Source organism: Micromonospora sp. CV4 (assembly GCF_003667455.1).
Lineage (GTDB): Bacteria > Actinomycetota > Actinomycetes > Mycobacteriales > Micromonosporaceae > Micromonospora.
Genome location: NZ_RCVI01000278.1, coordinates 85,047 through 107,812, shown reverse-complemented (window position 1 = coordinate 107,812; position 22,766 = coordinate 85,047). Strand labels below are relative to the sequence as shown.

Annotated in this window: 17 protein-coding genes; 4 read left to right on the top strand and 13 right to left on the bottom strand. The window is 69.1% G+C overall.

What is annotated here, in order from left to right:
- The first annotated feature begins 83 nt into the window (after positions 1-83).
- The gene (locus EAD98_RS17615) at positions 84-677 is read left to right on the top strand and encodes a lytic polysaccharide monooxygenase (RefSeq protein ID WP_121655202.1); all 594 of its coding nucleotides are present in this window, start codon (positions 84-86) and stop codon (positions 675-677) included.
- 135 nt (positions 678-812) lie between these two features.
- On the opposite strand, the gene EAD98_RS17610 is transcribed toward EAD98_RS17615, so the two are convergent.
- From EAD98_RS17610 to EAD98_RS17585, 5 genes are all read right to left on the bottom strand, one after another.
- Positions 813-3,644 (bottom strand): ABC transporter permease, encoded by a 2,832-nt coding sequence (locus EAD98_RS17610; RefSeq protein ID WP_147457418.1) that lies wholly within the window; start codon positions 3,642-3,644, stop codon positions 813-815.
- A 201-nt stretch (positions 3,645-3,845) separates the two neighbouring features.
- Complete coding sequence (locus EAD98_RS17605; protein ID WP_121655140.1) at positions 3,846-4,541, bottom strand: ABC transporter ATP-binding protein; 696 nt, start codon at positions 4,539-4,541, stop codon at positions 3,846-3,848.
- 378 nt (positions 4,542-4,919) lie between these two features.
- Positions 4,920-5,654, bottom strand: coding sequence for an alpha/beta fold hydrolase (locus EAD98_RS17600; RefSeq protein ID WP_121655139.1), 735 nt, complete (start codon positions 5,652-5,654; stop codon positions 4,920-4,922).
- A gap of 273 nt (positions 5,655-5,927) precedes the next feature.
- Positions 5,928-6,461, bottom strand: a complete 534-nt coding sequence (locus EAD98_RS17595) for a DUF6817 domain-containing protein (RefSeq protein WP_121655138.1) — start codon at positions 6,459-6,461, stop codon at positions 5,928-5,930.
- Between the two features lie 953 nt (positions 6,462-7,414).
- Complete coding sequence (locus tag EAD98_RS17585) at positions 7,415-7,804, bottom strand: hypothetical protein (RefSeq protein WP_147457417.1); 390 nt, start codon at positions 7,802-7,804, stop codon at positions 7,415-7,417.
- 460 nt (positions 7,805-8,264) lie between these two features.
- Here EAD98_RS17585 and EAD98_RS17580 point away from each other — a divergent pair, with 460 nt between their 5' ends.
- A complete protein-coding gene (locus EAD98_RS17580) occupies positions 8,265-9,854 on the top strand; it encodes a HEAT repeat domain-containing protein (protein ID WP_233583865.1) in 1,590 nt (529 codons plus the stop codon).
- 117 nt (positions 9,855-9,971) lie between these two features.
- Here the strand turns inward: EAD98_RS17580 and EAD98_RS17575 are convergent, their stop codons facing one another.
- Positions 9,972-10,586 carry a TetR/AcrR family transcriptional regulator gene (locus tag EAD98_RS17575; RefSeq protein ID WP_121655135.1) on the bottom strand — a complete coding sequence of 205 codons (615 nt, stop codon included), beginning with the start codon at positions 10,584-10,586 and terminating at the stop codon, positions 9,972-9,974.
- 136 nt (positions 10,587-10,722) lie between these two features.
- Here EAD98_RS17575 and EAD98_RS17570 point away from each other — a divergent pair, with 136 nt between their 5' ends.
- Positions 10,723-11,961: a DUF418 domain-containing protein gene (locus tag EAD98_RS17570; protein WP_233583864.1), complete on the top strand. Its 1,239-nt coding sequence runs from the start codon at positions 10,723-10,725 to the stop codon at positions 11,959-11,961.
- Between the two features lie 199 nt (positions 11,962-12,160).
- Positions 12,161-14,008 (top strand): hypothetical protein, encoded by a 1,848-nt coding sequence (locus tag EAD98_RS17565; protein ID WP_121655134.1) that lies wholly within the window; start codon positions 12,161-12,163, stop codon positions 14,006-14,008.
- Positions 14,009-14,038: 30 nt separating this feature from the next.
- On the opposite strand, the gene EAD98_RS17560 is transcribed toward EAD98_RS17565, so the two are convergent.
- From EAD98_RS17560 to msrB, 7 genes are all read right to left on the bottom strand, one after another.
- Entirely contained in the window at positions 14,039-15,103 is a 1,065-nt protein-coding gene (locus EAD98_RS17560) for a glycosyltransferase family 2 protein (protein ID WP_121655133.1), read from the bottom strand.
- A gap of 35 nt (positions 15,104-15,138) precedes the next feature.
- Positions 15,139-16,932, bottom strand: a complete 1,794-nt coding sequence (locus tag EAD98_RS17555) for a hypothetical protein (protein WP_368666161.1) — start codon at positions 16,930-16,932, stop codon at positions 15,139-15,141.
- A 506-nt stretch (positions 16,933-17,438) separates the two neighbouring features.
- Positions 17,439-18,173, bottom strand: coding sequence for an alpha/beta hydrolase (locus EAD98_RS17550; RefSeq protein ID WP_121655131.1), 735 nt, complete (start codon positions 18,171-18,173; stop codon positions 17,439-17,441).
- Positions 18,174-18,975: 802 nt separating this feature from the next.
- On the bottom strand, positions 18,976-19,881 hold the full coding sequence (locus EAD98_RS17540) for a ferritin-like domain-containing protein (protein ID WP_121655129.1): 906 nt from the start codon (positions 19,879-19,881) through the stop codon (positions 18,976-18,978).
- Between the two features lie 445 nt (positions 19,882-20,326).
- Complete coding sequence (locus EAD98_RS17535; RefSeq protein ID WP_121655128.1) at positions 20,327-20,755, bottom strand: carboxymuconolactone decarboxylase family protein; 429 nt, start codon at positions 20,753-20,755, stop codon at positions 20,327-20,329.
- A 309-nt stretch (positions 20,756-21,064) separates the two neighbouring features.
- Entirely contained in the window at positions 21,065-21,571 is a 507-nt protein-coding gene (gene msrA, locus EAD98_RS17530) for a peptide-methionine (S)-S-oxide reductase MsrA (protein ID WP_121655127.1), read from the bottom strand.
- Positions 21,572-21,580: 9 nt separating this feature from the next.
- Positions 21,581-22,060: a peptide-methionine (R)-S-oxide reductase MsrB gene (gene msrB, locus EAD98_RS17525; RefSeq protein WP_121655126.1), complete on the bottom strand. Its 480-nt coding sequence runs from the start codon at positions 22,058-22,060 to the stop codon at positions 21,581-21,583.
- Positions 22,061-22,766: the final 706 nt, after the last annotated feature.

Genomic DNA, 22,766 nt, shown 5'->3' with positions numbered 1-22,766 from the left:
GTTCACACAAGTCCGATCAATCCGACGGACGATCCCGGTCAACCGTCCGTCAGTCCCTCCGAGTGCTCGTCCTGCTGTTCGCCATGGTGGCCAGTACGCTGCCCTTGACCGGCGCAGCCCAGGCCCACGGCACCGTCATCAACCCGGCCAGTCGCGCCTACCAGTGCTGGAAGACCTGGGGCAACCAACACACAAACCCAGCCATGCAGCAACAGGACCCCATGTGCTGGCGGGCGTTCCAGGCCAACCCCGACACCATGTGGAACTGGATGAGCCAGCTGCGGGACGGCCTCGCCGGCCAGTACCAAGCCCGCACCCCGGACGGACAGCTGTGCAGCAACGCCCTCTCCAGGAACGACACCGTGAACCAGCCCGGAGCGTGGAAGGCGACCACCGTCAGCCGCAGCTTCACGGTCCAGATGTACGACCAGGCCAGCCACGGTGCTGACTACTTCCGGGTCTACGTCACCAAGCAGGGATTCAACCCGGCCACCCAGCGGGTCGGGTGGGGCAACCTCGACTTGATCACGACGACCGGGCGCTACGCGCCAGCACAGAACATCTCGTTCAACGTCTCGATCTCCGGACGCACCGGAAGCCACGTCCTGTTCGTGGTCTGGAAGGCGTCACACATGGACCAGACCTACATGTGGTGCAGCGACATCAACATCACCTGATCGGCAAAGACCGACAGCGCGGCATCACTTCGGCCCAGGGCGTTGGCGTCCTGGGCCGGAGTGTTCTTCCGGTAGTGCCCTACCTGTGGGTGCCGAAGAGCAGCGGCGCACTGGGCGGACGTATGCCGTTGCTTGTCATTGTTCGCTGAGCAGGGCGGCGGTCGGGAGCCGTCGGATGAGGATCGCCGGGACCAGAGCGGCGAGCACGGTCAGCAGCAGCGCGCCGGCGGTCACGGCCAGCGCCAGCACCGCCGACCGACCGTCGAGGTGACCGACCAGCAGGGCCACCGATCCGAGGCCCGCCACGTTGCCGAGGACGCAGCCGAGTACACCGACGCCGAGAGCTTCGTAGATGAGCAGCCGGTTGAGTACGGAGTCCGGCCATCCGACGGCGCGGAGGGTGGCGAACTCGGCCGCCCGTTCCCGCACGTTGAGGTAGAGCACGTCAGCCACGCTGAGCACCCCGAACAGCAGCACCCCACCGACCGCGACCAGGTCCACTCCGCGCACCTGTACGGAGACGGCCTGGCCGAGCAGGGACCCGACCATGCCGTCGCGGAACGCCCAGAGCGCGGCGGCGATCAACGTGACAGCGCCGACGCCGGCGGCGAGGCTGACCGCTCCGGCGAGGGTACGTGCCGGTGCCCGTACCAGATTGGCCGCCGCGAGGCCAGCGACGGTCCGCCGTGGGGCGGAGCGTCGGGCCGGCGCGGGGGCGGCCTGGAGTGCCTCGGCGGATCGAGTGCGGGCGGCCCGGATCGCCGGAAGCGCGCCGGCCACCGCGGTGAGGAGCACCGCGATCGGTATGCACAGGAGGACGACGGCACCGGAGACCCGGACGCCGGCCAAATGGCCGAGTGGTCCGGACAGAACCGCGCCGAGCAGGCCGGCGGCGAGGCCGAGCATCGTGGTTTCGCTGAGCACCAGCAGGCTCAGTCTCCAGCCGGGCCAGCCGACGCAGGCCAGGATGGCCAGCTCGCGTCGGCGGGCGCGCACGGCGGTCGACACCGAGTTGCCGACCAACAGGGCGCAGACCACCAGGAGCAGGCCGAGCAGCATGATGTTCTTGCGGTCGACGGCGGTGACGATCTCGGCGGCCACGCCCTTACGGGTACGGGCCTCGCCGAGGGAAAGGTCCGGGCGGCCCAGGTGGTTGGCGGGCAGCAGCACGGGACTGCGTACGGTGGAGCCGCCGAGCACGATCTCGACGCTCAGTCCGGTCTGCTGGACGATCTCGTCGGCCACGAGCCGGACCCGTTCCCGGGCCACCCCGTCGAAGCGGTCGATGTCCGCGACCCGGACCCGGACGGAACTCAGCGGTGTGTCGACCGCCGGTGATCCGACGCTCCCGTACAGGTCGCGGGCGGCGGTCAGCGTGGTCAACAGGTGGGGTGGGCGCGACGGGTAGCCCAGCGGGTCGTCGCCGGGCAGTAGTGGACGGTCGGCGAGCAGTCGCCGGGTACGGGGGTCGGCGCCCACCGGTGGGGCCTGGCGGTACAGGTCGAGGGCCTGCTGCGCGGGGCCGCCGGCGACGGGCAGGGCGTCGGGTGCGAAGCTGCCCACGGCGGTGACCGACCACTCCTCGTCCTGCGCGTTCAGGTTGATCGGCTCGCCGGTGCCGACCCCGCCGGTGCTGAGCCAGGCGTCCCGCCAGACGTCGTCGACGGCCTGGTCGGTGGAGCCCGGCTCACCGGTCCTGGGCAGTATCCGGCCGATGCCGTCGGCTTGTGGTGTGTAGGCCGGCGGTGCGGGCCGCAGCAGGGTCTGGACGCCGGACAGCGGGATGTTTTCGGCCAGCGCCGTGTCGAGTCGGGCACGGTAGAGCTGCCCCAGGTCGTGTGCGGCTGTCCGGGGCGGTGCCTTCGCCGAGTCGCGCAGCAGCGGCCACAGCGCTTCCGTCGTGGCGCCGGGTACCCGGGTGGCGGTCTGACCCGCGAGCCGGGACACGGCGAGGTCCATCTGCTCGTCCACCGCGAGGTCCGTGGCGGCCAGTACCGGCAGGGTCGGGCCGGTGGGGCCGGTCGGTGCGAACGGGGACATCGACGTGGTGCGGGTGGCGGGCCCGGTCGTGTCGGAGCCGGTCAGGTAGCGGCCCTGGCGTACGGCCCGATCCAGGCCGGACAGGCGTGCCTCGGCCGCCGGGTCGATGCCCGCCACCAGCATCGGCACCACCGCGGGTAGCCGAATCTCCAGCCGGACGGTGGTGGGTATGGCGGAGACGGGGCGGCCCGACGTGTCCACCGACGCCAACCGGAAGGTGCCGTCGGGGAGCAGCTGGTAGGACTCCAGCACGCTGACCCTTGTCCGGCGGGAGCCCGGTAGGAAGCTGCCGACGGCGGTCGAGCACACCTGCAGGCGCCGCCCGTCGGGCTGCACCTCCAGGACCCCACCCCCTCCGGTGCCCGGGCACTCGGCGGCGGAGGTGGCCTGGTCGACGCGGGTGTTGTCGGTGTAGACGAACAGGCGCTGTTCGCCGTTGATCCGGGACAGTGGCAGCAGGGGGCGGCGGGACACGTACACGTAGGTGGGGGCGGCGGCGAGGGTGCTCAGCCCACGGTCCGCGCTGATGCGGGGGGCGATCTCGATGATCTGCCGGTCGGCCGTCCGGTCGATCTGGTCGGTCACGTCAACCCGCAGGTCCGGTCGGATGTCGGCGAGGCCCAGGATGGCCAGCGGAGCGGCCACCTCGACGCCGGGGATGCGTTCGATCCGCCGCCACTGGTCCATGGTGACGCCGCCGTAGGCCGCCGTGGGCCGGTGCTGGGGCAGCAGGCCCGCGTCGGGCACTGACGGGTGGACCAGAATGTCGTACGACGGCCGGAACTGGCCGTCGATGGAACCGCGGGCGACCAGCCGGGAGGTGGAGGCGACGCCGGTGAGCACGGTGAACCCGGTGGTCGCGACCAACACGGCGGCGAACACCGCCAGGCTCCGGCCGGGCGTGTGCCGCAGTTGTGACCAGACCATCCGCAACATGGGTGGGGGCTTCTCCGCTCTGGCTGTGCCGTCAGCTTCGGAACGGACATGCTGAGCATCCGGTCCGCTGCCGCTTCGAGCATTCGTACCGTTTCCACTCCCTTTGATCGACCTGTCGTGAGTGCCGTACGAATTCGTGACGCTGCCGGTTCCTGATGGCCTCACCCCCGTTTGCGCGCCAGTGCGTCGACGTTAGACAATCCGTCCGTCGTGAACCCCGACGGTCCGGTCACAGCGGTCCGCCAGCGACGCCTCGTGGGTCGCCATGAGCAGGGTCATGCCGTGCTCGTCACGGAGCCGCCAGAGCAGGTCGATGATTCCGGCGCCCGTGGCGGAGTCCAGGTTGCCGGTCGGTTCGTCGGCCAGCAGCAGCCGGGGCCGACCGACCAGGGCCCGCGCGATGGCGACGCGCTGCTGCTGGCCGCCGGAGAGCTGCCCGGGCATGGCGCGTTCCCGGCCGGCCAGCCCCACCTCGGCCAGCAGGTTCCGCGCCCTTTCCACCTCGTCGAAGCCGGGCCGGGTCGGCACCAGGGGGGCGAGAACGTTGTCCAGCGCGGAGAGCGCGGGCAGCAGGTGGAAGCGCTGGAAGACGAAACCGATGCCGTTGCGGTACTTGGCGAGCCGCCTGCCCGACAGGCGGGTCACCTCCACGTCGTCGACCTCGATGCGGCCCTCGTCGGCGCGTTCGATCGCGCCGATCAGGTGCAGCAGGGTGGACTTGCCCGAACCACTCGGGCCGGTCACCGCGACGGTGGCGCCCGCCGGCACGTCGAGGGTGATCCGGTCCACGCCGACGATCGTTTCGTCACCCGAGCGGAACCGCTTAACCAGATCGGTCACCCGAACGGGCGTGCCCCGGGTGTCGGTGCGCTGGCCGCCGGCGTTCATCGGGCACCGGGCGTCGTCAACGCTGCGAAATCGCGCCGAAATGGAGAAGGCACGAGAAGCTCGCTCATTGCCCAGCCCCCGTACTGCTCGGCATGACACGAGAAGCTACATGAGTGAGCGTCAATCAATCAACCATCAGCGGCGTGGAGTTTGAACCGAATCCCGGACCGTGTCGATGCTGTTCGTCCACCCCGGGCTCGCGCACCTGCGCCGTCTCGCCAGGTCCCACAGCTGCTCCCGCCGAGTGGGATTTGCACCCGTAGTGCATTTGCCTCCGGTTCCGTGGCTGCCTGGGCCACCGGCCTTCGACAAGGTGATCTACAAGAAGCGCAACGTCGTGGAACGCTGCTTCACTGCCCGTCGTCGGGCGCGTTCCATTCAGCGGGAGAGGCCGTCGAGGGCCTGCATGATGACGTCGGTGACTGCTTGGGCTTGGGTGACCATGACGACGTGGGAGGCGTCGATCTCGGTGATCGTGGCGCCGGCGCGTTGGGCCATCTGGAGCAGGACATCGCTGCCAGCGGCCTTGTCCCCGGTGGCGACGATGGCCCAGGAGGGCAGCTTCTTCCAGGCGGGGTCCGACGTGGGTGTGGAGAATGCCAGCGAGGAGGCAGAGCGCTGGGTTGCCGCCATGACCGCGGCGTCCTTTTCGGCGACATCGGCGGCGAACGCGTCGTGAAACTTCGCCGGGTCGATGTAGAACTCAGTCTCGGTGCCCGACGTGGTCGGGTACTGCACCGGCAGCAGCACCGCGGTCAAGACGCTGTCCTTTGAGTTGCCTTCGACATCCATCAGGCTCTCGCCCTCGTCGGGCGCGAAGGCGGCGACGTAGACAAGACCGACGACGTTGTCAGCGCGCGAGGCGGCATTGGTGATGACGGCCCCGCCGTAGGAGTGGCCGACGGCGAGTACAGGCCCCTCGGTCTGCTGTAGTTGGCTCGCGACGTATGCGGCGTCCTCCGTGATCCCACGCAGCGGATTGGACACCGCCTTCACCGGGATTCCTGCGGCTAAAAGGCGGGCCACGACCCCGCTCCAACTGGAGCTGTCGGCGAAGGCGCCGTGCACGAGAACGACCGTCGGTGTGCCGGTACGGGAAGCGGCGGTGGTCATCTTCTCTCCCTCATCGACGGGTGTCACCTCAGCCCAGCCGCTGTGGAAGGAGCTGGCTTCGCTCCGGGCTCCACTGAGTGATGCGGGGGCCCTTCTTTGCTGACCGTAACCGTCGGGGATGCCTCGCGTGTCTTAACTGCTTATCTAGCTGGTCCGTCATTCGTAGTGCTGGCCTGGCGGTTGAACGATCTTGTCCGGGTGGCCCAATCGGACGTGGTAGGACGAGTCAGCTCAGCTGTCGAGCGGCAACGCGGGCAGCTGAAGCAGTAGCAGCTACCGCCCGAGGACGCGTCCCGCCTCGCTGCGGACGGCCGAAGACGTGACGGGCGCCCAAGCGGCAAACAGTTCGCGGAAATAAGCCTGGTGCATATCGAGCAGCGACGGCATCTGAGCGATGACGTCCAACTCGTTGACGATGCTCAGATCGACCAACGGGGTCAGCTGGTCGGAGCGGACCCTCCGTGTCTGCCCGGTGAAGCGGTCGTGGACCTGCCCGCTGGTTGCGAGCTGCCGCCACGAACGCTTCCGGTCGCACGCGCCATACAGGTACACCAAGGCCTCCGCGTCGGCCCCGATGAGGTCACGCAGCCGGCCCCGGTCGGTCCAATCCAGCAACGCCACGTCGAAACCATCGGTGCCGTAGACCGCGTGCGCCAGACCCGCTGATTGCACATCCGGTTCCTGGCCCAGCTCGGCAAGGCGCTGCTGCACACGACACAGATGGGCGTACAGGGTGCCGCCGGGATGGTCGATGTTCTCGGCTCCACGGTCGCGTAGCCAAGCCCGCACATCGACATCTGCGTTCATGGCCCCGACCCTAGGGCAGAACGGCTACGTCAGGCCGACCCGCAGCGTGCGCAGTTCAGCACAGCTCCTGGGAACGGAAGTGCTACGACCCCGAGCGGATGGCTGTTCCCCGGTGAGCAGCCATGGCAGGCGCAGGTGCCCTGTGAGCGGGCACGAAAGGCGGGTTTCCGCTGGTTGGGTGGCTGGTCGCACCCGCAGCAGGCGCACAGACGAGCAAGCAGACTATGGCGTGCCGCCGGATTCACTCGTCACGCCAGCGCTGAGAGCCTGACCCTCATCACCATCACCGCCCTTACCACGAAGACTGCCACGGCGACGCCGACGGCTCTCGCGGGCGCTCTGGCGGATCGCCTTCCGCGCGGTAACCAGTTCCATTTTCATGTTGTCCGCCAGGGACGACGCCCTGCGCCGACGCCGTAGTGCCACGACGACGACCAACACAAGGACGACCAGCAGAGGCAGAGCGAGCCACGCGAGGCGAATCCCGGCCATATCTGGAGGGTAGAGGCATCAGTCGATGAAGGGACTCGGACGAACTGCCAGCATGCCGACCCGTGCCGGATCTATCGGTCAACGCGGGTCAGCAGGGGTAGCGGCACGGCCTCGGACCGCGCCGCTCCGTCCTTCGCGACCAGTCTCACGCCTGCTCACCTCGTCGAGCTGATCGGCGACTGTAGTCGGCCAGGCACCGTCCAAACTGACCGTGCGAGGATGATTGAGCATGAGCCTCGACGCCTGGAGCTTGCTTGACGGCAGAGCTGAGCGTGCAAGGCGGTCGTGGTCAGCGGTCACGTCGACACGTCCTCTGGGCGAACGAGTCCGCGCCCGGGCGATCGCGGCGATGCCGTTCAGCATCTTCTCGAGATCTGCCCGGCTTGTAGACGCCGCCTGCGTGAGCCATCGCGGTGGGGGTCCTCCTCGGGCTCACCCCACCGCGGTCCCTCGTGGCGACCTCAGCAACCGGGCATGCGCGTCACGCTGACGTAGACCTTGCTGACCACGGCGTTCTGGCCGGGCGTGCCGGTGACCCACAGCGACTGGTTGTCGCAGAACAGTGTCTTCCGGCTTCCGACCTGGAACCAGCCGGACCAGTTGTTCGACTCGAAGAGGTCGCCGCTCTTGTTGACGGTGAAGGTGCCGGCGCACACGGACAACCAGGACATGGCGCTGTTCGGCCAGTTGGCGTAGAGCCCGACGATCTGGCCGTTCTGGCAGTTGTCTGGGGCTGCCTGCGCCGCGGTCGCGGTGACCAGCGACGTCGACAGGCCCAGCACCGCGGCCGCGACGCCAGCCGCCACCCGTTGCCGTGCGGTGATTCGAGGGGCTCGGGGACTCGTGCGCATGTGACGCTCCTGTTCGTGTGGGGTGACCGGCGGCGCCGATCAGGGACAAGAGCGTGCCTGACAGATGTTGGATTTGTGTTGGATCGTTCTGCTCCAGCCCGGCAGGTGGTGCAGATGGCGGCCCACGCCTTCGTGCTACCCGGCTACTCCGCGACAGCGCGGAAGCCCAGCGCGGTCAGCTGGCGCCGGGCATCGGCGTCGGTGAAGCGCACGGGCACATGGCGTCTCGCATCGTCCGCCGACACTCTGCCCTGGGCAGTCCGCGAATGCGCGCGCAGATGTGTCGGTAAGCGCGTCGTGATCTCGGTAGGCGACAAAGCGGCAGTGGGTTGGGCGCAGGACGAGGTTGCCGGTGCCGTCGTCGGCACGTGGTTCGAGGTTGGCAGGTCCACGGCTGGGTGGGACTGGCTGGCCCGGAAATGCAGTTCGATGGGGTTGGCTGGCAGGGCAGGATGTCGGGGTGAACTGGGGCAGACGCGACGGTCAGGTCCTCCCGCCCTCGATGGTCGGGCAGGACCGGCTGCTTGGGGCGGTGCGAGTTGCTGTCAAGAACGCCCGGGCAGGCCAATGGGACGCGGTTGACCGTTTGGTCGACGCGCTGCTCAAGGTCGATGCCGTAGGCGATGAGGTGCTGGCGCGGTCGGCATTGGGGCTGGTGGCCGGCGTACCGCGGTTGGTGGTTCGGCTCGACGGGCACGCGCGGTCGGCACCCTGGTACGACCAGTACCGGGAGCCCGCGTGGCGGCGGGTCGCGGGACGGTTCACGGGTGCGTCGTCGGGGCCGGTGGCGACGGCGCTCGCGAGCATGCACGGCGACGGGCGGATCCGGGAGCGTGCGATCGCGGCGATGGTTGCCCGCCCGTACGCGGAGGTGATGCCGTTCCTGGTGGTGCGTACCGCTGATTGGGTCGGGCCGGTGCGGGATCGGGCGCGGGCCGGGCTCGCGGTGTCGCTCGCCGACGGCGCTGCTCTCTACCTGCCCGCCGTTCTGCCGATGGCGCTGCGCCTTGAGGCGCGTCTGCGCGCTGGCTTCGCGGTCACCCAGGTACGAGCGGCGCTGTTGGCTGCGACGGAGCAGTCGTGGCGCGGCCTGCTCGGCTCGGGTGATCGTCGGGAGCGGCGGTTCGTCTTCGACGTCGTGCTGGCGCAGGGTCGGCTGCGTGTGCCGGAACTCGTGACCCTCGCCGAGTCGGATCCGGATGTGCGAGTGCGGGCACGGGCGGCGGAGGCGGCGTGCCGTGACGCGGTCTGGACCCGCCGCCACGATGTCCTGCGCCGGCTGGCGCGGTCGGCTCGGGCCGAGGTGCGGGTGGTGGCGTTGACCGGGCTGGTGCGGGTCGGCCAGGACGCCGACGTCGTCCGGTACCTGGATGACGGCGCGCCGTTGGTGCGGGCCGTGGCCCGAGACGCGGCCCGCCGAGTCGGTACGGACGCGCGGGAGCACTACCGGAGAGGCGTCGACGCCGACGAGCCCGCTGTCGGGGCGATCGCCGGACTCGCCGAGACCGGCTCCGTGGCGGACGTCCCGTTGCTGCTTCGGCTGCTCAACCACGAGCGGCCGAGGGTCCGTGCCCAGGCGGTACGGGGTCTGCGGCTGCTGGACGCAGTCGTGGCGGGGGAGCTGGTGGCGTTGGTACGAGACCCGTCGCCGGCGGTGGTGCGGGAGGTGACCCTGGCGCTGCGCCCGGTCGCCGGCGCTCTGCCACCGGCCCTGCCGTGGGACCTGCTCCGGGATGGCCGTGCGGAGTTGCGTCGGGCCGGCTACAAGCTCCTGCGTGGCCATGGCGTCGGCATCGAGCTGCGGGCGGCCCTGATCCTGGCCGCCGACGTGGACCCACGCCTGGCCGAGCGGGGCAAGGCCGATGCCACCCGGATCACCCGCGATGCTGCGTTCACCGCCTGGCGATCTGCTCCTCGGCCGGAGTTGCAGGTCACCGCGACGGAACACGCCGAACTGGTCACGCTGGCGGCGCGAGCGGCGGCTGCGCTCGGAGAGGAGACCGGTCGGCAGCTCGCTGATTGGCTGACGAGTGGCCGCCCCGGCGAGTGACGATGCCACTGGCCGGGAGGGCGCGGCGATCCGCGCGCCGTCGTCGCCCGTGAGACCTTTCAGATGTGTTGAGGTCGGCCCACCGTCAAAGGATGAGTCAGAGCGGCCGGGTGCGGCTCAGCCCGATGAGGTCGAACCCGCCGGATCTCGGCGGCGGGTGGCGAGCTGGGCGAGCGCGCGGAGTCCTGCGATCACCTCGGCGCTCGCCGGGGCGTGGTCGGGGTCGCTGACCCACTGGAACATCAACCCGGAGATCAGAGCGGTCTGTACCGCCCCGACGGTGCGAACGTCGTGCTCGGACACCTCATCGACCGCTCGGCCGGTCAGCCCGGCCGTAAGGCTGCGCAGGCCCTCCCGCTGACCGGCGGCAAGCTGCTCGCGTAGCTGGGGGTTGTGCTCCGACTGCAGGAACGCCTCGATGGTGGCGATCCACAATGGTCGGTGGGTCACGAAGGACGTGATCACGCCCTCCCACTCGCGTTCATACCGTTCCGCGGGGTCGGTCACCGTCGCCACCCGCTCAGCGATGAGTTGGCCCACCTGGGTGCCCCACTCCTCCAGGGCCTGGAACATCGCCGTGTTCAGCAACGCCTCGCGCGACCCGTAGTGGTATCCGATCGCTGCGGTGCTCACGCCAGCCGCCGCCGCGATGTCGCGGGCGGTGGTCCTTGCGTAACCCTTCTCCAGCAGACACCGCTTGGCCCCGTCGAGCAGGTCTTCCCTGTTGCCCATGCGAGCAGTCTATCAGCTTGTTGCACGGGTGTCTCAGACAAGCGTGTTGCACAAACGTATTGCACAAGCGTGCAAGTGGTTGTTACGGTCGGTCCACTTCGGAACCACAGGGAGCACGGGCACTGGAGGTAGAGCGATGACGAAGATGCGAAACGCCGCAGCGAGCAACGATCAGCGGGAAACGGACCGACAGCCCCGGCCCGGCGAGCGCGAGCGCTCCGGTCCGGGGCGTGACGTGCGGCGAATCCTGGACGTCGACGCGCTGCGCGGCTTCGCGCTGCTCGGCATCCTCGTGGTGAACGTGTGGTACTTCGCCTCGGGGTTCGCGTTCCACCGGGTACTCGATCCGGCCTACGACAGCGGCCTGGACCACGGCGTGCACACCGCGGTGGCGTTGCTCTTCGAGATGAAGTTCTACCTGCTGTTCTCGTTCCTGTTCGGCTACAGCTTCACCCTGCAACTCGACTCGGCCAACCGGCACGGCGCCGCGTTCCACCCCCGCTTCCTGCGCCGGCTCGCCGGGCTCTTCGTCCTCGGCGGCATCCACGCACTGCTGCTCTTCCAGGGCGACATCCTCAGCACGTACGCGGTGCTCGGGCTGGTGCTGCTCGCCGTACAGCGGATCCGACCGCGCACCGCGCTCATCCTGGCCGGCGTCCTGATCGGGCTGGTGGTGCTGTTCTTCGCCTCTCTGGCGCTGGCCAGCGTCTCCTCGGTCGACCAGGCGGCGGCCCTGACCGCCGGACAGCAGACCACCGAGGCGCTGGCGGGCGGTCCCTCATCGGTGATCGCCGAGCACCTGCGCACCCTGCCGACGATGGTGGCCGGGACGATCGTCCTCCAAGCACCGGTCGCCTTCGCCATGTTCCTGCTCGGGCTGGCCGCCGGACGCCACCGGATCCTCGCCGACGTATCGTCATACCGCCGCGGCCTGCGGCTGCTCCAGTTGATCGGCTACCCGATCGGCCTGGCTGGTGCGATGACAGTTGTCGGGCTGGGCGGTATCGCCACCGTCGAAGGGCTCGCCCTCACCACCGCCACCGGCCCCGCCCTGGCCGCCGCATACGCGGCCAGCATGCTCCAGCTCTTTCACACCGGAGTCGGGCGGCGGGTGGCCGCGGCGCTCGCCCCGGGCGGGCGGATGGCGCTGACCAACTACCTTGGCCAGTCCCTGGTCTGTGTGCTGCTCTTCACCGGTGTCGGATTCGGCCTGGTCGGTCGGATCGCCCCGCTGGGCGTACTGGCCATCGCGGCCGGCATTTTCGCCGCCCAACTGGCGGTGAGCGCGTACTGGCTGCGCGGCCACCGGTACGGGCCGGTCGAGTGGGTGCTGCGGGCGGTCACCAACGCCGAGCGCCCGGCCTGGCGGCGCTGACCCTGGAGCAGAGCAGCGGTGGCGCCGGTCGACGGACCGGCGCCACCGTCCTGCCCCGACCGTCGTCTATTCGGCGCGTGCTCCATGCCGTCGATTCGTTCAGTCCGTCGGTCTGCCGCAAGACCTCGGCTTGCCGAGGATCTGGCGCCCGTGACAGGGTGTGCGACATGACGATCAGAATCGAGTTCCGCCCGACCTGGTGAGCGACGTCGACGAGCGCGAGGCGCTCGATCTGCCGACGATTCTCAATCACGCCACCGCCGCGCACGCCGCCCATCCCGACGGCCCGCTCCCCAGTGGCGGCCGGCCGTACCCGGACCCCGACCACGTCGCAAGCGCCTCATCGATCGGCGCGTCGTACCGCGACCGTAAGCGGCTTCTCGTCGACCTGGTGACGTCGGTTCACCAGGCTGTACCTTCACCCGCCGCTGCTGGGAAACGCTTGACTGAGGCGTTGGCGTCAATGCGCGTCGATCACCGCGTGGTTGTCCCACTTCTGGAGGCGGTCGCCGACGTCGATCCGCGATGGCGGCGACAGGTGGGCCGGGAACTCGCCTACGGTGGTCGACAGCGTGGCACGGTGAGTGTCGGACTGGCGCTGCTGACTGGCGTCGCCGAGCCTCACGATGCCGGCCCGGTTCGCCTCCTTGGGCTGCTGAGCAGTCCTTTTGGTGAGCTGGCCATCCGGGTTCTGCGCGATGTTCCCGGCGCCGCAGGTGATCTGGTCTGGCTGGCCGAGCGCTCGGACCGGTGGCGGCACGCACAGGCGGTCGCAGCTCTGTGCGCCCTCGCGGAGCCGGCGACGTTCGACTGGCTGCTCGAGCACGGCATCAGACTCGACGGCCGGTCGGTGACAGCCGCTCGCCTGATCGCCGAGACCGTCAATATCGCCGACCGGGTGGCGGCTGACGACGTCAACGAGGATGTTGTCGAGCAGGTTGGGCGGGTGCTCCTGGCGATGACCCAGCGGGCCGCAGGGAACGCCGAGCTCCGCGCGTACCGCGACGCGCGCACCGCGATCACTCGCTTCGCGTACGCAGCCCCGGTCATGACCGCGACGCTCGACCGGTACGCGTTGATCGTTGGACTGCTGTCGGACCTCGCCATCGGCCAGGCGGCGACCCTCAGCTGGCAGCGCCAGGACTTGGACCGGGTGAGATCGGGGCTCGATCAGCTCCTCGCTCAGCCGGCCTGGGCTGACGTCCTGGAAACTGCTCAACGATCTGCCGATCCCAAGGCCTGTCACCGAGCGCACTGGGCTGTCTGGGCTCGAACGACGAACCGGCCGCCGCAACCGATAGGACTCGCCATGGGCGGTGCCACCAGCCGAATGTCGATCCGGGTCGCAGTAGCTGACCCGGAGTATGCAGGTGCCGTGGAGACGAGAATATTCATCGACGATCGGCCCATCGTCGTCGAGACCTTCACCCTCGGACCGGCCGAGCCGCCCGAGTACCTTCTCGGTCCCGCCCATCGGCTCCACGCCGACGTCGAGCCACACGAGGTGCGGTTGGCCGAAGCGGGGTGCACCGAGGGCTGCTGCGGCGCTCTCTACGTCACCATCCAGCGACGCGGCGACGAAGTCGTGTGGCGCGACTGGCGCAACCCGGACGACTGTGACCTCACCGTGCCGGTGTTCACGTTCGACGCGGCTCAGTACGACGCCGAGATCGCCCGCGCCGAATCCGACCGCACCTGGGAGTGGCACGAGCGGACCGTGGCCCGCCTCGTGCGTGGGCGACTGAGCGACGAACCCGAACTGCTGGGCAGATGGGACTGCCACCCCGGCTGGATGGAAGCCCGTCCGAATGACCGCGGACGCATCCACGTGTCGTACCTCTTCCGGCGGCGTCAGACCGGCGGCGCCGAACCGTGGCTCCAGTTCGTGGCCGTTCTCGACGTTCCCGCGGGCGAGCCGGCGACCGTCGCCGACGACATCGTCAGAGAACTCTGTGACCGCGACCCGCGCAGGCAGGACCGGCTGGCCGGCGGTAGCCGGGAAGCCGCGGAACAGCTCGGCTTCCAGTGGCCACCGCACCGAGCGTAGGACTGACGACGGCTCGGGCCGGCCCGGCGGCTACGGCGCGTCGCCGCGCACGGACCGGTCGGCGGCGCGACGCAGGCGGTCGTGCCGGGAGGGCTCCTCGCGGGCGGGCATCCGCTGCCGGACGGGGTCCACCGGCCGGGCCGGCACGCGCGGGGCCTGCCCGCTCTCCGTCAGCAGGTCCTCCGTCTCCTGGACCAGGTAGTGCGGGCGGCGTTTGGTCTCGTAGTAGATCCGGCCGATGTACTCCCCGACGACGCCGAGGATCATCATCTGGATCCCGCCGAGACCGATCACGCTGACGATGATGGTGGTGTAGCCGGGCACGTCGATGCCCTTCTCGACGGCGTCGGCGACCACCCAGATCATGTATCCCAGCGCGATCAGGGTGAGGAACAGGCCGCCGTAGATGGCCAGTCGCAGCGGCCGGTTGTTGAACGACAGGAGACCGTCGAAGGCGTAGTTGAAGAGCTTGCCGAACGTCCACCGGCTTCGACCGGCCCGACGTGTCTCGTTGCGGTGCGCGACCACGACCGTCCGGAACCCGATCCAGGAGAACAGTCCCTTGGAGAACCGGTTGTACTCGGGCATGGCGAGCACGGCGTCCACCGCGAGCCGGGACAGCAGCCGGAAGTCACCCGCGCCGTCCAGCAGCCGTACGTCGATCCACCAGTTGACCACCCGGTAGAAGGATCGCGAGGCGAGCATCCGCAGGAACCGGTCACCATGCCGGTCTCGGCGGGCGATCACCTGGTCGAAACCCTGGCGGTACAACGCCACCATGTCGGGCAGCAGCCGCGGCGGGTGCTGCAGGTCGGCGTCCATGATGACCACGGCGTCCCCGGTGGCGCGCTCCAGGCCGGCCAGCATCGCCGCCTCCTTGCCGAAGTTCCGGCTCAGCGACGTGTACCGCACCGACGGGTCGCCGGCGGCCAGCCGGCGAAGCGCCACGAGGGTGCCGTCCGCGCTCCCGTCGTCGACGTAGACCACCTCGACATCGACGTCGGACAGCTCGGCCAGCGCGGCGGTCACCGCCCGGTGCAGCCCTTCCACCGACGCTTCCTCGTTGAAGCAGGGGACCACTACCGACAGCCGCACGTCGTCACCCCGCCCGGCCCGTATCGGGAGAGCCGTCACCCGAGGTCGTAGACCAGCGCACCGTCGAGCTCCTCCCGCGTGATGCCCAGTCCGTCGACCGGCCGGGCCGCGATGCCCTCCCACGGCGTCCCCACGGCCCGGTCGGGCAGGACCACGACCGACCGGACGCCGATTCCGCGCAGGTAGGCGACGCTGCCGGGATCGGGGAAGGTGGCCGCCGTCGTCCGGGTCTGCGCCAGGGTGGCGGGCTCGAAGCCGGCGAGCCCGTTCGCCACCCGGGGGAACCCGTCGGTCGTCCACAGCATGTAGTGCAGGTCGTTCGTGCCGCCGATCGGCAGCAGCAGGACGGGCTCCTGCGCCACCCGCATCGCGGCCGGTGGCCGCGGCACCACCAGGTGCGGCGTCCGGTTGACCCCCTCCAGCCCGACCAGGACCAGCGGTATCAGGAGAAGCGCCGGCGTCAGCAGCCGCGTGCGCCTCCGGGTGGGGGAGCGTTGCCCCGACTCGGCGATCGCCGTCACCAGCCCGGCCGCCAGCACCGCCAGCAGCAGGCTGGTCCAGTGCATCATCCGGCCCGGCGTCCGCAGCGCGTCCCAGCCGGGCAGGTGCCGCGACAGCGTGAGGTAGCCGGGGTCACCATCGCCGCCCAGCGTGACGCCGAGGCCCAGCAGCACCGTCCCGAGGATGCCCAGCGCCAACGCGACCCGGTGCCGGACCGGATACACCGAGACGAACAGCCCCGCCATGGCCATCCCGATCAGGGCCATCCCGGGCAGCAACGCCATCTCCGGGGGCCAGGACAGCTGTGCCCGGGCCGCCGCGTGCCGCTCACCCCACAACCAGGAGTCCGCCGGGGCGGTGATGAAGCCGATCGGCGGCGGCGAGAACATCTCCGTCCAGTCCAGGGACCGCACGGCCTGCGGATTGAGGTCGACGACGCGCAGGTAGAGCAGCCCCAGGAGCAGCGTCACCGCGCCGAAGACGAGCCCCCCGGCCAGATCGGCCAGCAGTAACCGGCGGCCGAACGGGACTCTCGTCCGCCGCCGCCACCACGACCAGCCGTAGCAGCCGGCGGCCACCAGCACCGCGGCGAGCAGGAAGTAGACCAGTGGCAGCCCGATGCCGAAGCCCAGGCTGACCTGCCAGGCGGCGACGACCCACCCGGCCAACGCCCACCCGGGTCGGCGTCGCTCCGGCCGGTACCCGTGCCGCAACGACCAGCCGTGCCCGCGCGCCAGCATCGCCAGGGACAACGCGATCCCACCACTGGACAGGATGTTCAGGTGACCCGCGTGCGCCAACCGCCACGGCGCGAACGCCCACGCGAGCCCGGCGACCGCGCCGCCCCACCGGCCCGCCCCGAGCTGGCGAACCAACGCGTACGCCCCGACGAACGCCAACGCGTGTGCCAGCACGTACATGATGTTGTAGTGGACCAGTGCGGCCTCGAAGCCCGAGCCGAGCGCGCCCATCGGGGCGTATCCGAGGAGGGTGTCGCTGTAGGCGAACGTGTACCTCTCCGGGTAGAAGGTGTTCGAGTGCCAGAGGTCGAGGGGCTGGCTCACCAGCGCGTGGCCCGACCAGGCGATCTGCCACGCCTGCAACGTCGGGTCGCCGAGGTCGCCGGGCACCGTGCTGGCCGGGTGCCGCATCGTGGGCCAGGTCAGCGCCACCGCGAGCAGCACGCCACCGACCATGACGCCGGTCCATTCGTGGCGTAGCCAGCGCCACCGGGCCCAGCGGTCACGGGTCGGGGTGGGGGCCGGGCTGTGGTCGTCGCTCGCGGCGACCGGCGGGCCGTCGGCGGCTCGGGTAGACACGATATGCATGATCCTCGATGCTGATCGTGTTGTCGACGGTCGACCCGAAGTGTGGACTCGCCGAGTGATCGGTCGGAACTGGTGATCCAGGCGAGCATGATGCCGCCGGTGATCATTGCCAGCGCGGTGAAGCGGCCGAATGCTGATCGGGTCCCTGTGCGCGACGATTCCGAGCGAGATCGCGCCGATGCCGGTGAACACGGCGTAGGCGGTACCGGCCGGCAGGTCCTGCATCGCCCGCGCTGGCCGAACCCGTTCCCGCCCCAGACCCGGGTATCCCGCCGTCTCCAAGCGGCCCGATTCGCACTGCGACGCCGAGCCCCATTGGCCCGCGAGCACACCTCCGCCCCGACCGGCCGGTACCGCCGATGGCCGGTACCGCCGCGATCGGGGCGGTTGTGCATCTACTGGCCACCGCCATCGAGGAGGGCCGGGGCCTGCCCTCGATGAGCGGCGTGCTGGCCGACGCCGCCTACCGCCTGCTGCTGGCCTTGCGGCGGGGACCCGGCCTGCGGCTAGCGCAGATGCCGGGCGAAGAACCCGGCCGCGTCCTCCCCTGCGAACTGCGGGACACCGGCGTGTCCGCCCATATTGGCGTGCAGCGATTTCTCCTTGGAGCCGAAGGCGTCGAACAGGTCCAGCGCCGCCTGCCGGTCGTTTCCTTCGTCATCCCACTGCAGCAGGACATGCAGCGGGATGGTGACCTGTCGGGCCTCCTCGAACATGATGCGAGGCACGAAACTCCCGGCGAAGAAGCCGGCGGCCACAATGCGCGGCTCGACCACCGCGAGCCGGATGCCGACGGAGATCACTCCCCCCGAGTACCCGACCGGGCCGCCGATCTCGGGCAGCGACAGGAGGGCGTCCAGGGCGGCCTGCGCTTCCGGGACCGCCTTGTCGACGAGCGGGAGGATGAGGGCGTCGATGATCTCGGCGGTGACCGGCTCGCCGGCCTCCATTGCCCGGCGCAGGTCGGCGCGGGCCTGCTCGGCGGCGGCCCAACGGGGCCGGTCACCGCTCCCGGGGAGCTCGATGGTGGCCGCAGCGAAGCCCTCCGCCGCGGCGTGCCGGGCCCGCGCCACCAGGCGGGGGTACATCTTGTGCAGTCCGAGCGGGGGGTGGCCGAGCAGGATCAGCGGGACCGGTGTGGATGCGGACGCGGGCGTCCACAGGATGCCGGGGATCTCGCCGAGGGTGAATTCGCGTTCGAGGACGCTGTCATCGAGGCGCCGTTCAGAAGTGAATCGCATGGTCGTGCCCTTCGGGAGTGCTCGTGAACGGCGCTCCCGGACGACCTATCGCCCGACCGTGACCCCAGAGGGGAGCACCCATGTCGAAACGTTCACGGGTACCACCTCCTCGGTCTCTCGCACGGCCTCCGGAAAACTAGCAGCGGCCGCCGTGATCCGCCAAACGATTTCTGCGCAGGCTCCGTGGCCGGATGCCACGGACAGGCCGCAGTCGACCGGCGCGGTCGAGACCAAGCAGGTCCAGGCGTTGACGGCTGCTGACCAGCATTAGCTGCACCTGCTGGGCGGCTATTGGTTCTGCGTGTCGGGGCGGTGCGGTTGGCGTTGCGGATGATGCGCGGCCTGGTCGTGCTCGGCGCGAGGTGTGGCGGGGCGGTGGTTGACGATGAGTCCGACAAGAAGTTGCCACGCGTGCGGGGACGACGCCAGTGGAACGCCCGCGGCCGGGCTTACGTAGGGAAGACCCCGCTTGCAGGGAGGGCGGGGCCAGCATCCGCGGCAGCAACGGCTACATCGGAAGACCACCGCATGCGCGGGGGCCTTTCGGACCTGTATCGGCCGACCATGATGGTCCCGGGCGTCGTCCCCGCACACGGAGGGTCTTTCGGGCTACGCGTATGGGCAGAGGGGCCTGAAGGCGTCGTCCCCACATGCGGGGATCTTTCCACGACGGCGCTGCGGCGGTCGGACCACGACCGGTTGTCCCGCAAGCCGGGGGTCTTCCCGAGCTGTCAAGGCGGCGACCACCACAAGCGTTTCTGCGTGGACTTCCTCAAGGGACCAGCTCGGGCGGCGTGAACCCTCAGGCTGCTCCGGCGCTCACCGCGATTTCGCCGTTCATGCCGGCTGGGTAGAAGCCACCCGAAGCCGCCGAGGTCGGGCTCAAGTACACGATGTTCAAGATGGACTGGGCCGATCGGCCGTAGCACATCCCGTTTTCATCCGTGGGGATGAAATTCGGGTCCGCCGCCGTGCCGACACCCTGATCGTCATCGGCCGGACCATCAAGACTGTTACGCGCGTCGGAGATCTTTTTTACCGAGTCAAATACTGTGTCTTCGGCCAGTCCGGCGCTGTAGAGCGCGGATCGGACAATGCCCGCGTGGTATGCCTCGGTGGCCAGCAGACCGGCTGCCGCATCAAGGTACGTTTTGTTCGACAACAGTGACGCGGATCCTTTGAAGGCCGAAACTCCGACGTCTTCGAAGAGGAACGCCGCAAAGAGGAAGTTGAGATCGTTCGCGTACGGATCGAAGCTTTCGCCTTGCTTGATCAGCCCAGCGGCAGTCGCCGCCGCAGTGAAGCTCGTGTCCAGCGAAATCGCGGGACGGGCAACAGCCGCATTGCCGAGCGCGGATCGCAAGAAAGCCACATGCTGCATCTCGTCGGAGGCAATTTCCTTCGCGAATCTCTGCACGAAGTTGCTGCTGAAGTTGACTGATCCTCCGCCGGACACCTCGCCGCGCACCCCAGCGCCGGTAGTCATGTCGTCAGGCAGCCCGGATCCCGTCGTCGCACGAAGATAGAACTCAGCTTCGAGATATTCGAGGTTGAGGGCGAAGTTGAGGATAGCCGCGTCGCTCGGCGAGCCACCACCCGCCGGGTCGGCTTTGCACACCCCTGGATCTACCAAGGCCGCCAGCCTCCGCCGATCCGTTTCGGATTCTGCACTGCGTGACACTGCCTCTGTGATGAACCAGTTGTCCATGCCGCCTCCGTTTTGATGCATCCAGGTCCCCTGGCTGTCCGCGCCGGCCGACCTGAGTGGAAGGGATGACACTCACGTTAGGTTGCGCGGACGAACTTCAGGAATTGTTTGCCGAAAGGCGGTACGGGATGAATCAAACTTCGACTACGCTGCGCGCGATGGACCGTGCACCGGTCGCGGCGCGCGCAGTAGCCAAGGTGCGCCGGCTCCTCGGAGGTCAGGCTGACCGTGGGTGCCGGTGACCGCGGAGGTGCGTCGGTCATACGGCGCTTTCAAGGTCGAGCAGGGCGTGTTTGGCGAGGGGTCGCCGCGGTAGCTCCCGGCAGCACGGTGCGACGGAATCCGCGCGACAGTTGCCAGTTCGGGGGGCAGGCCGAGTTCGAGGTCGGCAGCAGGCAGACCGGACGGCTGCACGTCTCTTGCGACGACAGGGCCGGGTATCAACTCACACGGGAGGCGCGGTCGTGGGCATGGCACCTTCGGCGAGCTTGAGTCGCGTCCAGACGTTCATGTTGATCACAACGCCCACGATCTCCAGGATCTCGTCCTGCGTGAAGTGCGTGGTCATCCTGTCGTGTGCCTCCTGGAACCGGTTGTTGACGGTGGCGTCGGCGGCTCGGGTCAACGCCTCGGCGTAGGCCAGCGCGGCTCGCTCCTCCTCGGTGAACAGGTGCGTCTCCCACCACGCGGTGAGGGTCTCGATCTTGGATGGCGGGATGTCGGCGGTACGGGCAGCGGCGTGGTGCACCAGAAGGCAGTAGCTGCAATTGTTGATCTGTGCGACGCGTAACCGCAGAAGCTGGGCCAGTGCCGGTTCCACCTGGAGTGTGGCGGTATGGCCGAAAGCTACGGCCCCGGCGTTTGCCAGAGCCATGAGTTGCTCGTTTGACGTGGCGTTCAGTCGGACGTTCTGGATCTTGGTATCCAAGTGATGACCTCCTGGAGGTCACAACGACAACACCGGTGTGGGGATGTCCACGTAGCTGGACGGCCGCACCCGCGAGTCCCAGCAGCCTTGATAGCTGGCGTAGGTCGCGTACCGCGTCCTCAGGTGCGCAAGCCCGGTGACGGGCATGCCCCGGCATCTGGAATCAAGAGCCTGCCTGTACCCATCCGGCTGACTCCTCGTCCACGCCTCGGCCCCGTGCCGGCGCGCGGACCCGGGGTCCGCGCGCCGGAGGTGTCAGGCCGTCGCCCGCTTCGGGAGCTTCCACCCGGGGCGGGGGAAGTGGCAGGTGTAACCGTTGGGGTAGGTCTGCAGGTAGTTCTGGTGCTCGGGCTCAGCTTCCCAGAAGTCGCCTGCCGGGGTGACCTCGGTAACGACCTTGCCGGGCCACAGGCCTGAGGCGTCGACGTCGGCGATGGTGTCCTCGGCGACCCGCTTCTGCTCGTCGTTGGTGTAGAAGATCGCCGAGCGGTAGCTGATGCCGATGTCGTTGCCCTGGCGGTTCTTCGTCGAGGGGTCGTGGACCTGGAAGAAGAACTCGAGCAGCGCGCGGAAGTCGGTCTTCTCGGTGTCGTATACGACCTCGATGGACTCCGCGTGGGTGCCGTGGTTGCGGTAGGTGGCGTTCGGGACGTCGCCGCCGCTGTAGCCGACGCGCGTGGACACGACGCCGGGCTGGTGGCGGAAGAGCTCCTCCATGCCCCAGAAGCAGCCGCCGGCGAGGATCGCCTTCTCGGTGGTCACATCGTCTCCTTACTTGTCGTCGGTGTCAGTGTTGCTGCCACTCGTGAACAGGGTGCGGTATTCGCCGTACCCCGCGTTCGCGAGGTCGTCGAGGTGGATGAACCGCAACGACGCGGAGTTGATGCAGTAGCGCAGTCCACCCTTGTCGCGGGGACCGTCGTTGAAGACGTGGCCGAGGTGGCTGTCCCCGTGCAGCGAGCGGGCCTCAGTCCGGATCATCCCGTGGCTGGAGTCTTTGCTCTCGACGACGTTCGTCTTGGCGATCGGCTTCGTGAAGCTCGGCCAGCCGGAGTTGCTGTCGTACTTGTCGACCGATGCGAACAGCGGCTCGCCGGACACGACGTCGACGTAGATGCCGGGCTCGTGGTTGTCCCAGTACGCGTTGGCGAACGGCCGCTCGGTGCCGTTCTCCTGGGTCACGCGGTACTGCTCCGGGTCAAGCTGCGAAACGGCGTCCGGGTTCTTGTGGTAGTGGGTCTGCTGGGGCACAGCTCTCCCTTCCCGGCCTTTCGGCGTGGAACTGGGGAACGAGGCGAAACGCACCTGTAGAGACACCCTGCGGGCCGGCTGTATTCCCGCGGCCCTTAGCTTCCTTGGACCACCAAGTCCCGGAAGACTCTTTGAAAGTACCCGGCTGGGCGGCGTCGCTGTGGTGTGTGGCCTCGGAGATGTCGCCGCCACAGTAGCACCGGCGTGATCCCAAGAGTGGACTTGACCGACCAGTTCTACCGCGACTAGGTTCGGGGCGGCCGACGGGGTGCCTCCGCTGGCGACGAACTGTCCGACGTGCCTACCGGCGTCGAGTTCACGGAGGTCGTGTCACTCTCGGGGCGCCGGGTGCGGCCAACACACATCGCGATCGGGTGGGGAAGGGGCCAACTGTCGTGAGTGAGGGTTTCGGGGGCCGTAAGGTCGTGGTCGTCGGCGGCGGCAGCGGCATGGGTCTCGCCACGGCCCACCAGGTCGTCGCAGGGGGCGGCACCGCCGTGATCACGGGCCGCGACCAGGACAAGGTCGGGGCCCGTCGTCCGGAGGAGATCGCGAAGCGGTGTCATTCCTGCTGTCGGTGAAGTCGAGCTGGATGACCGGCGCCATCGTCGAGGTCGACGGCGGCACCGTGGCCGGCCGCAACTGACTCTCGAAACGTAACGCCGGGATCGCGCTGGCGGAGCCCCGACCCCGGCGCCGCATTACC

Bases quoted from the DNA above. Each gene is read 5' to 3' on its own strand.
- EAD98_RS17615 (WP_121655202.1), top strand. From the start codon at position 84: ATGGTGGCCAGTACGCTGCCCTTGACCGGCGCAGCCCAGGCCCACGGC.
- EAD98_RS17610 (WP_147457418.1), bottom strand. From the start codon at position 3,644: ATGGTCTGGTCACAACTGCGGCACACGCCCGGCCGGAGCCTGGCGGTG.
- EAD98_RS17605 (WP_121655140.1), bottom strand. From the start codon at position 4,541: ATGAACGCCGGCGGCCAGCGCACCGACACCCGGGGCACGCCCGTTCGG.
- EAD98_RS17600 (WP_121655139.1), bottom strand. From the start codon at position 5,654: ATGACCACCGCCGCTTCCCGTACCGGCACACCGACGGTCGTTCTCGTG.
- EAD98_RS17595 (WP_121655138.1), bottom strand. From the start codon at position 6,461: ATGAACGCAGATGTCGATGTGCGGGCTTGGCTACGCGACCGTGGAGCC.
- EAD98_RS17585 (WP_147457417.1), bottom strand. From the start codon at position 7,804: ATGCGCACGAGTCCCCGAGCCCCTCGAATCACCGCACGGCAACGGGTG.
- EAD98_RS17575 (WP_121655135.1), bottom strand. From the start codon at position 10,586: ATGGGCAACAGGGAAGACCTGCTCGACGGGGCCAAGCGGTGTCTGCTG.
- EAD98_RS17570 (WP_233583864.1), top strand. From the start codon at position 10,723: ATGACGAAGATGCGAAACGCCGCAGCGAGCAACGATCAGCGGGAAACG.
- EAD98_RS17555 (WP_368666161.1), bottom strand. From the start codon at position 16,932: ATGCATATCGTGTCTACCCGAGCCGCCGACGGCCCGCCGGTCGCCGCG.
- EAD98_RS17550 (WP_121655131.1), bottom strand. From the start codon at position 18,173: ATGCGATTCACTTCTGAACGGCGCCTCGATGACAGCGTCCTCGAACGC.
- EAD98_RS17540 (WP_121655129.1), bottom strand. From the start codon at position 19,881: ATGGACAACTGGTTCATCACAGAGGCAGTGTCACGCAGTGCAGAATCC.
- EAD98_RS17535 (WP_121655128.1), bottom strand. From the start codon at position 20,755: ATGGCTCTGGCAAACGCCGGGGCCGTAGCTTTCGGCCATACCGCCACA.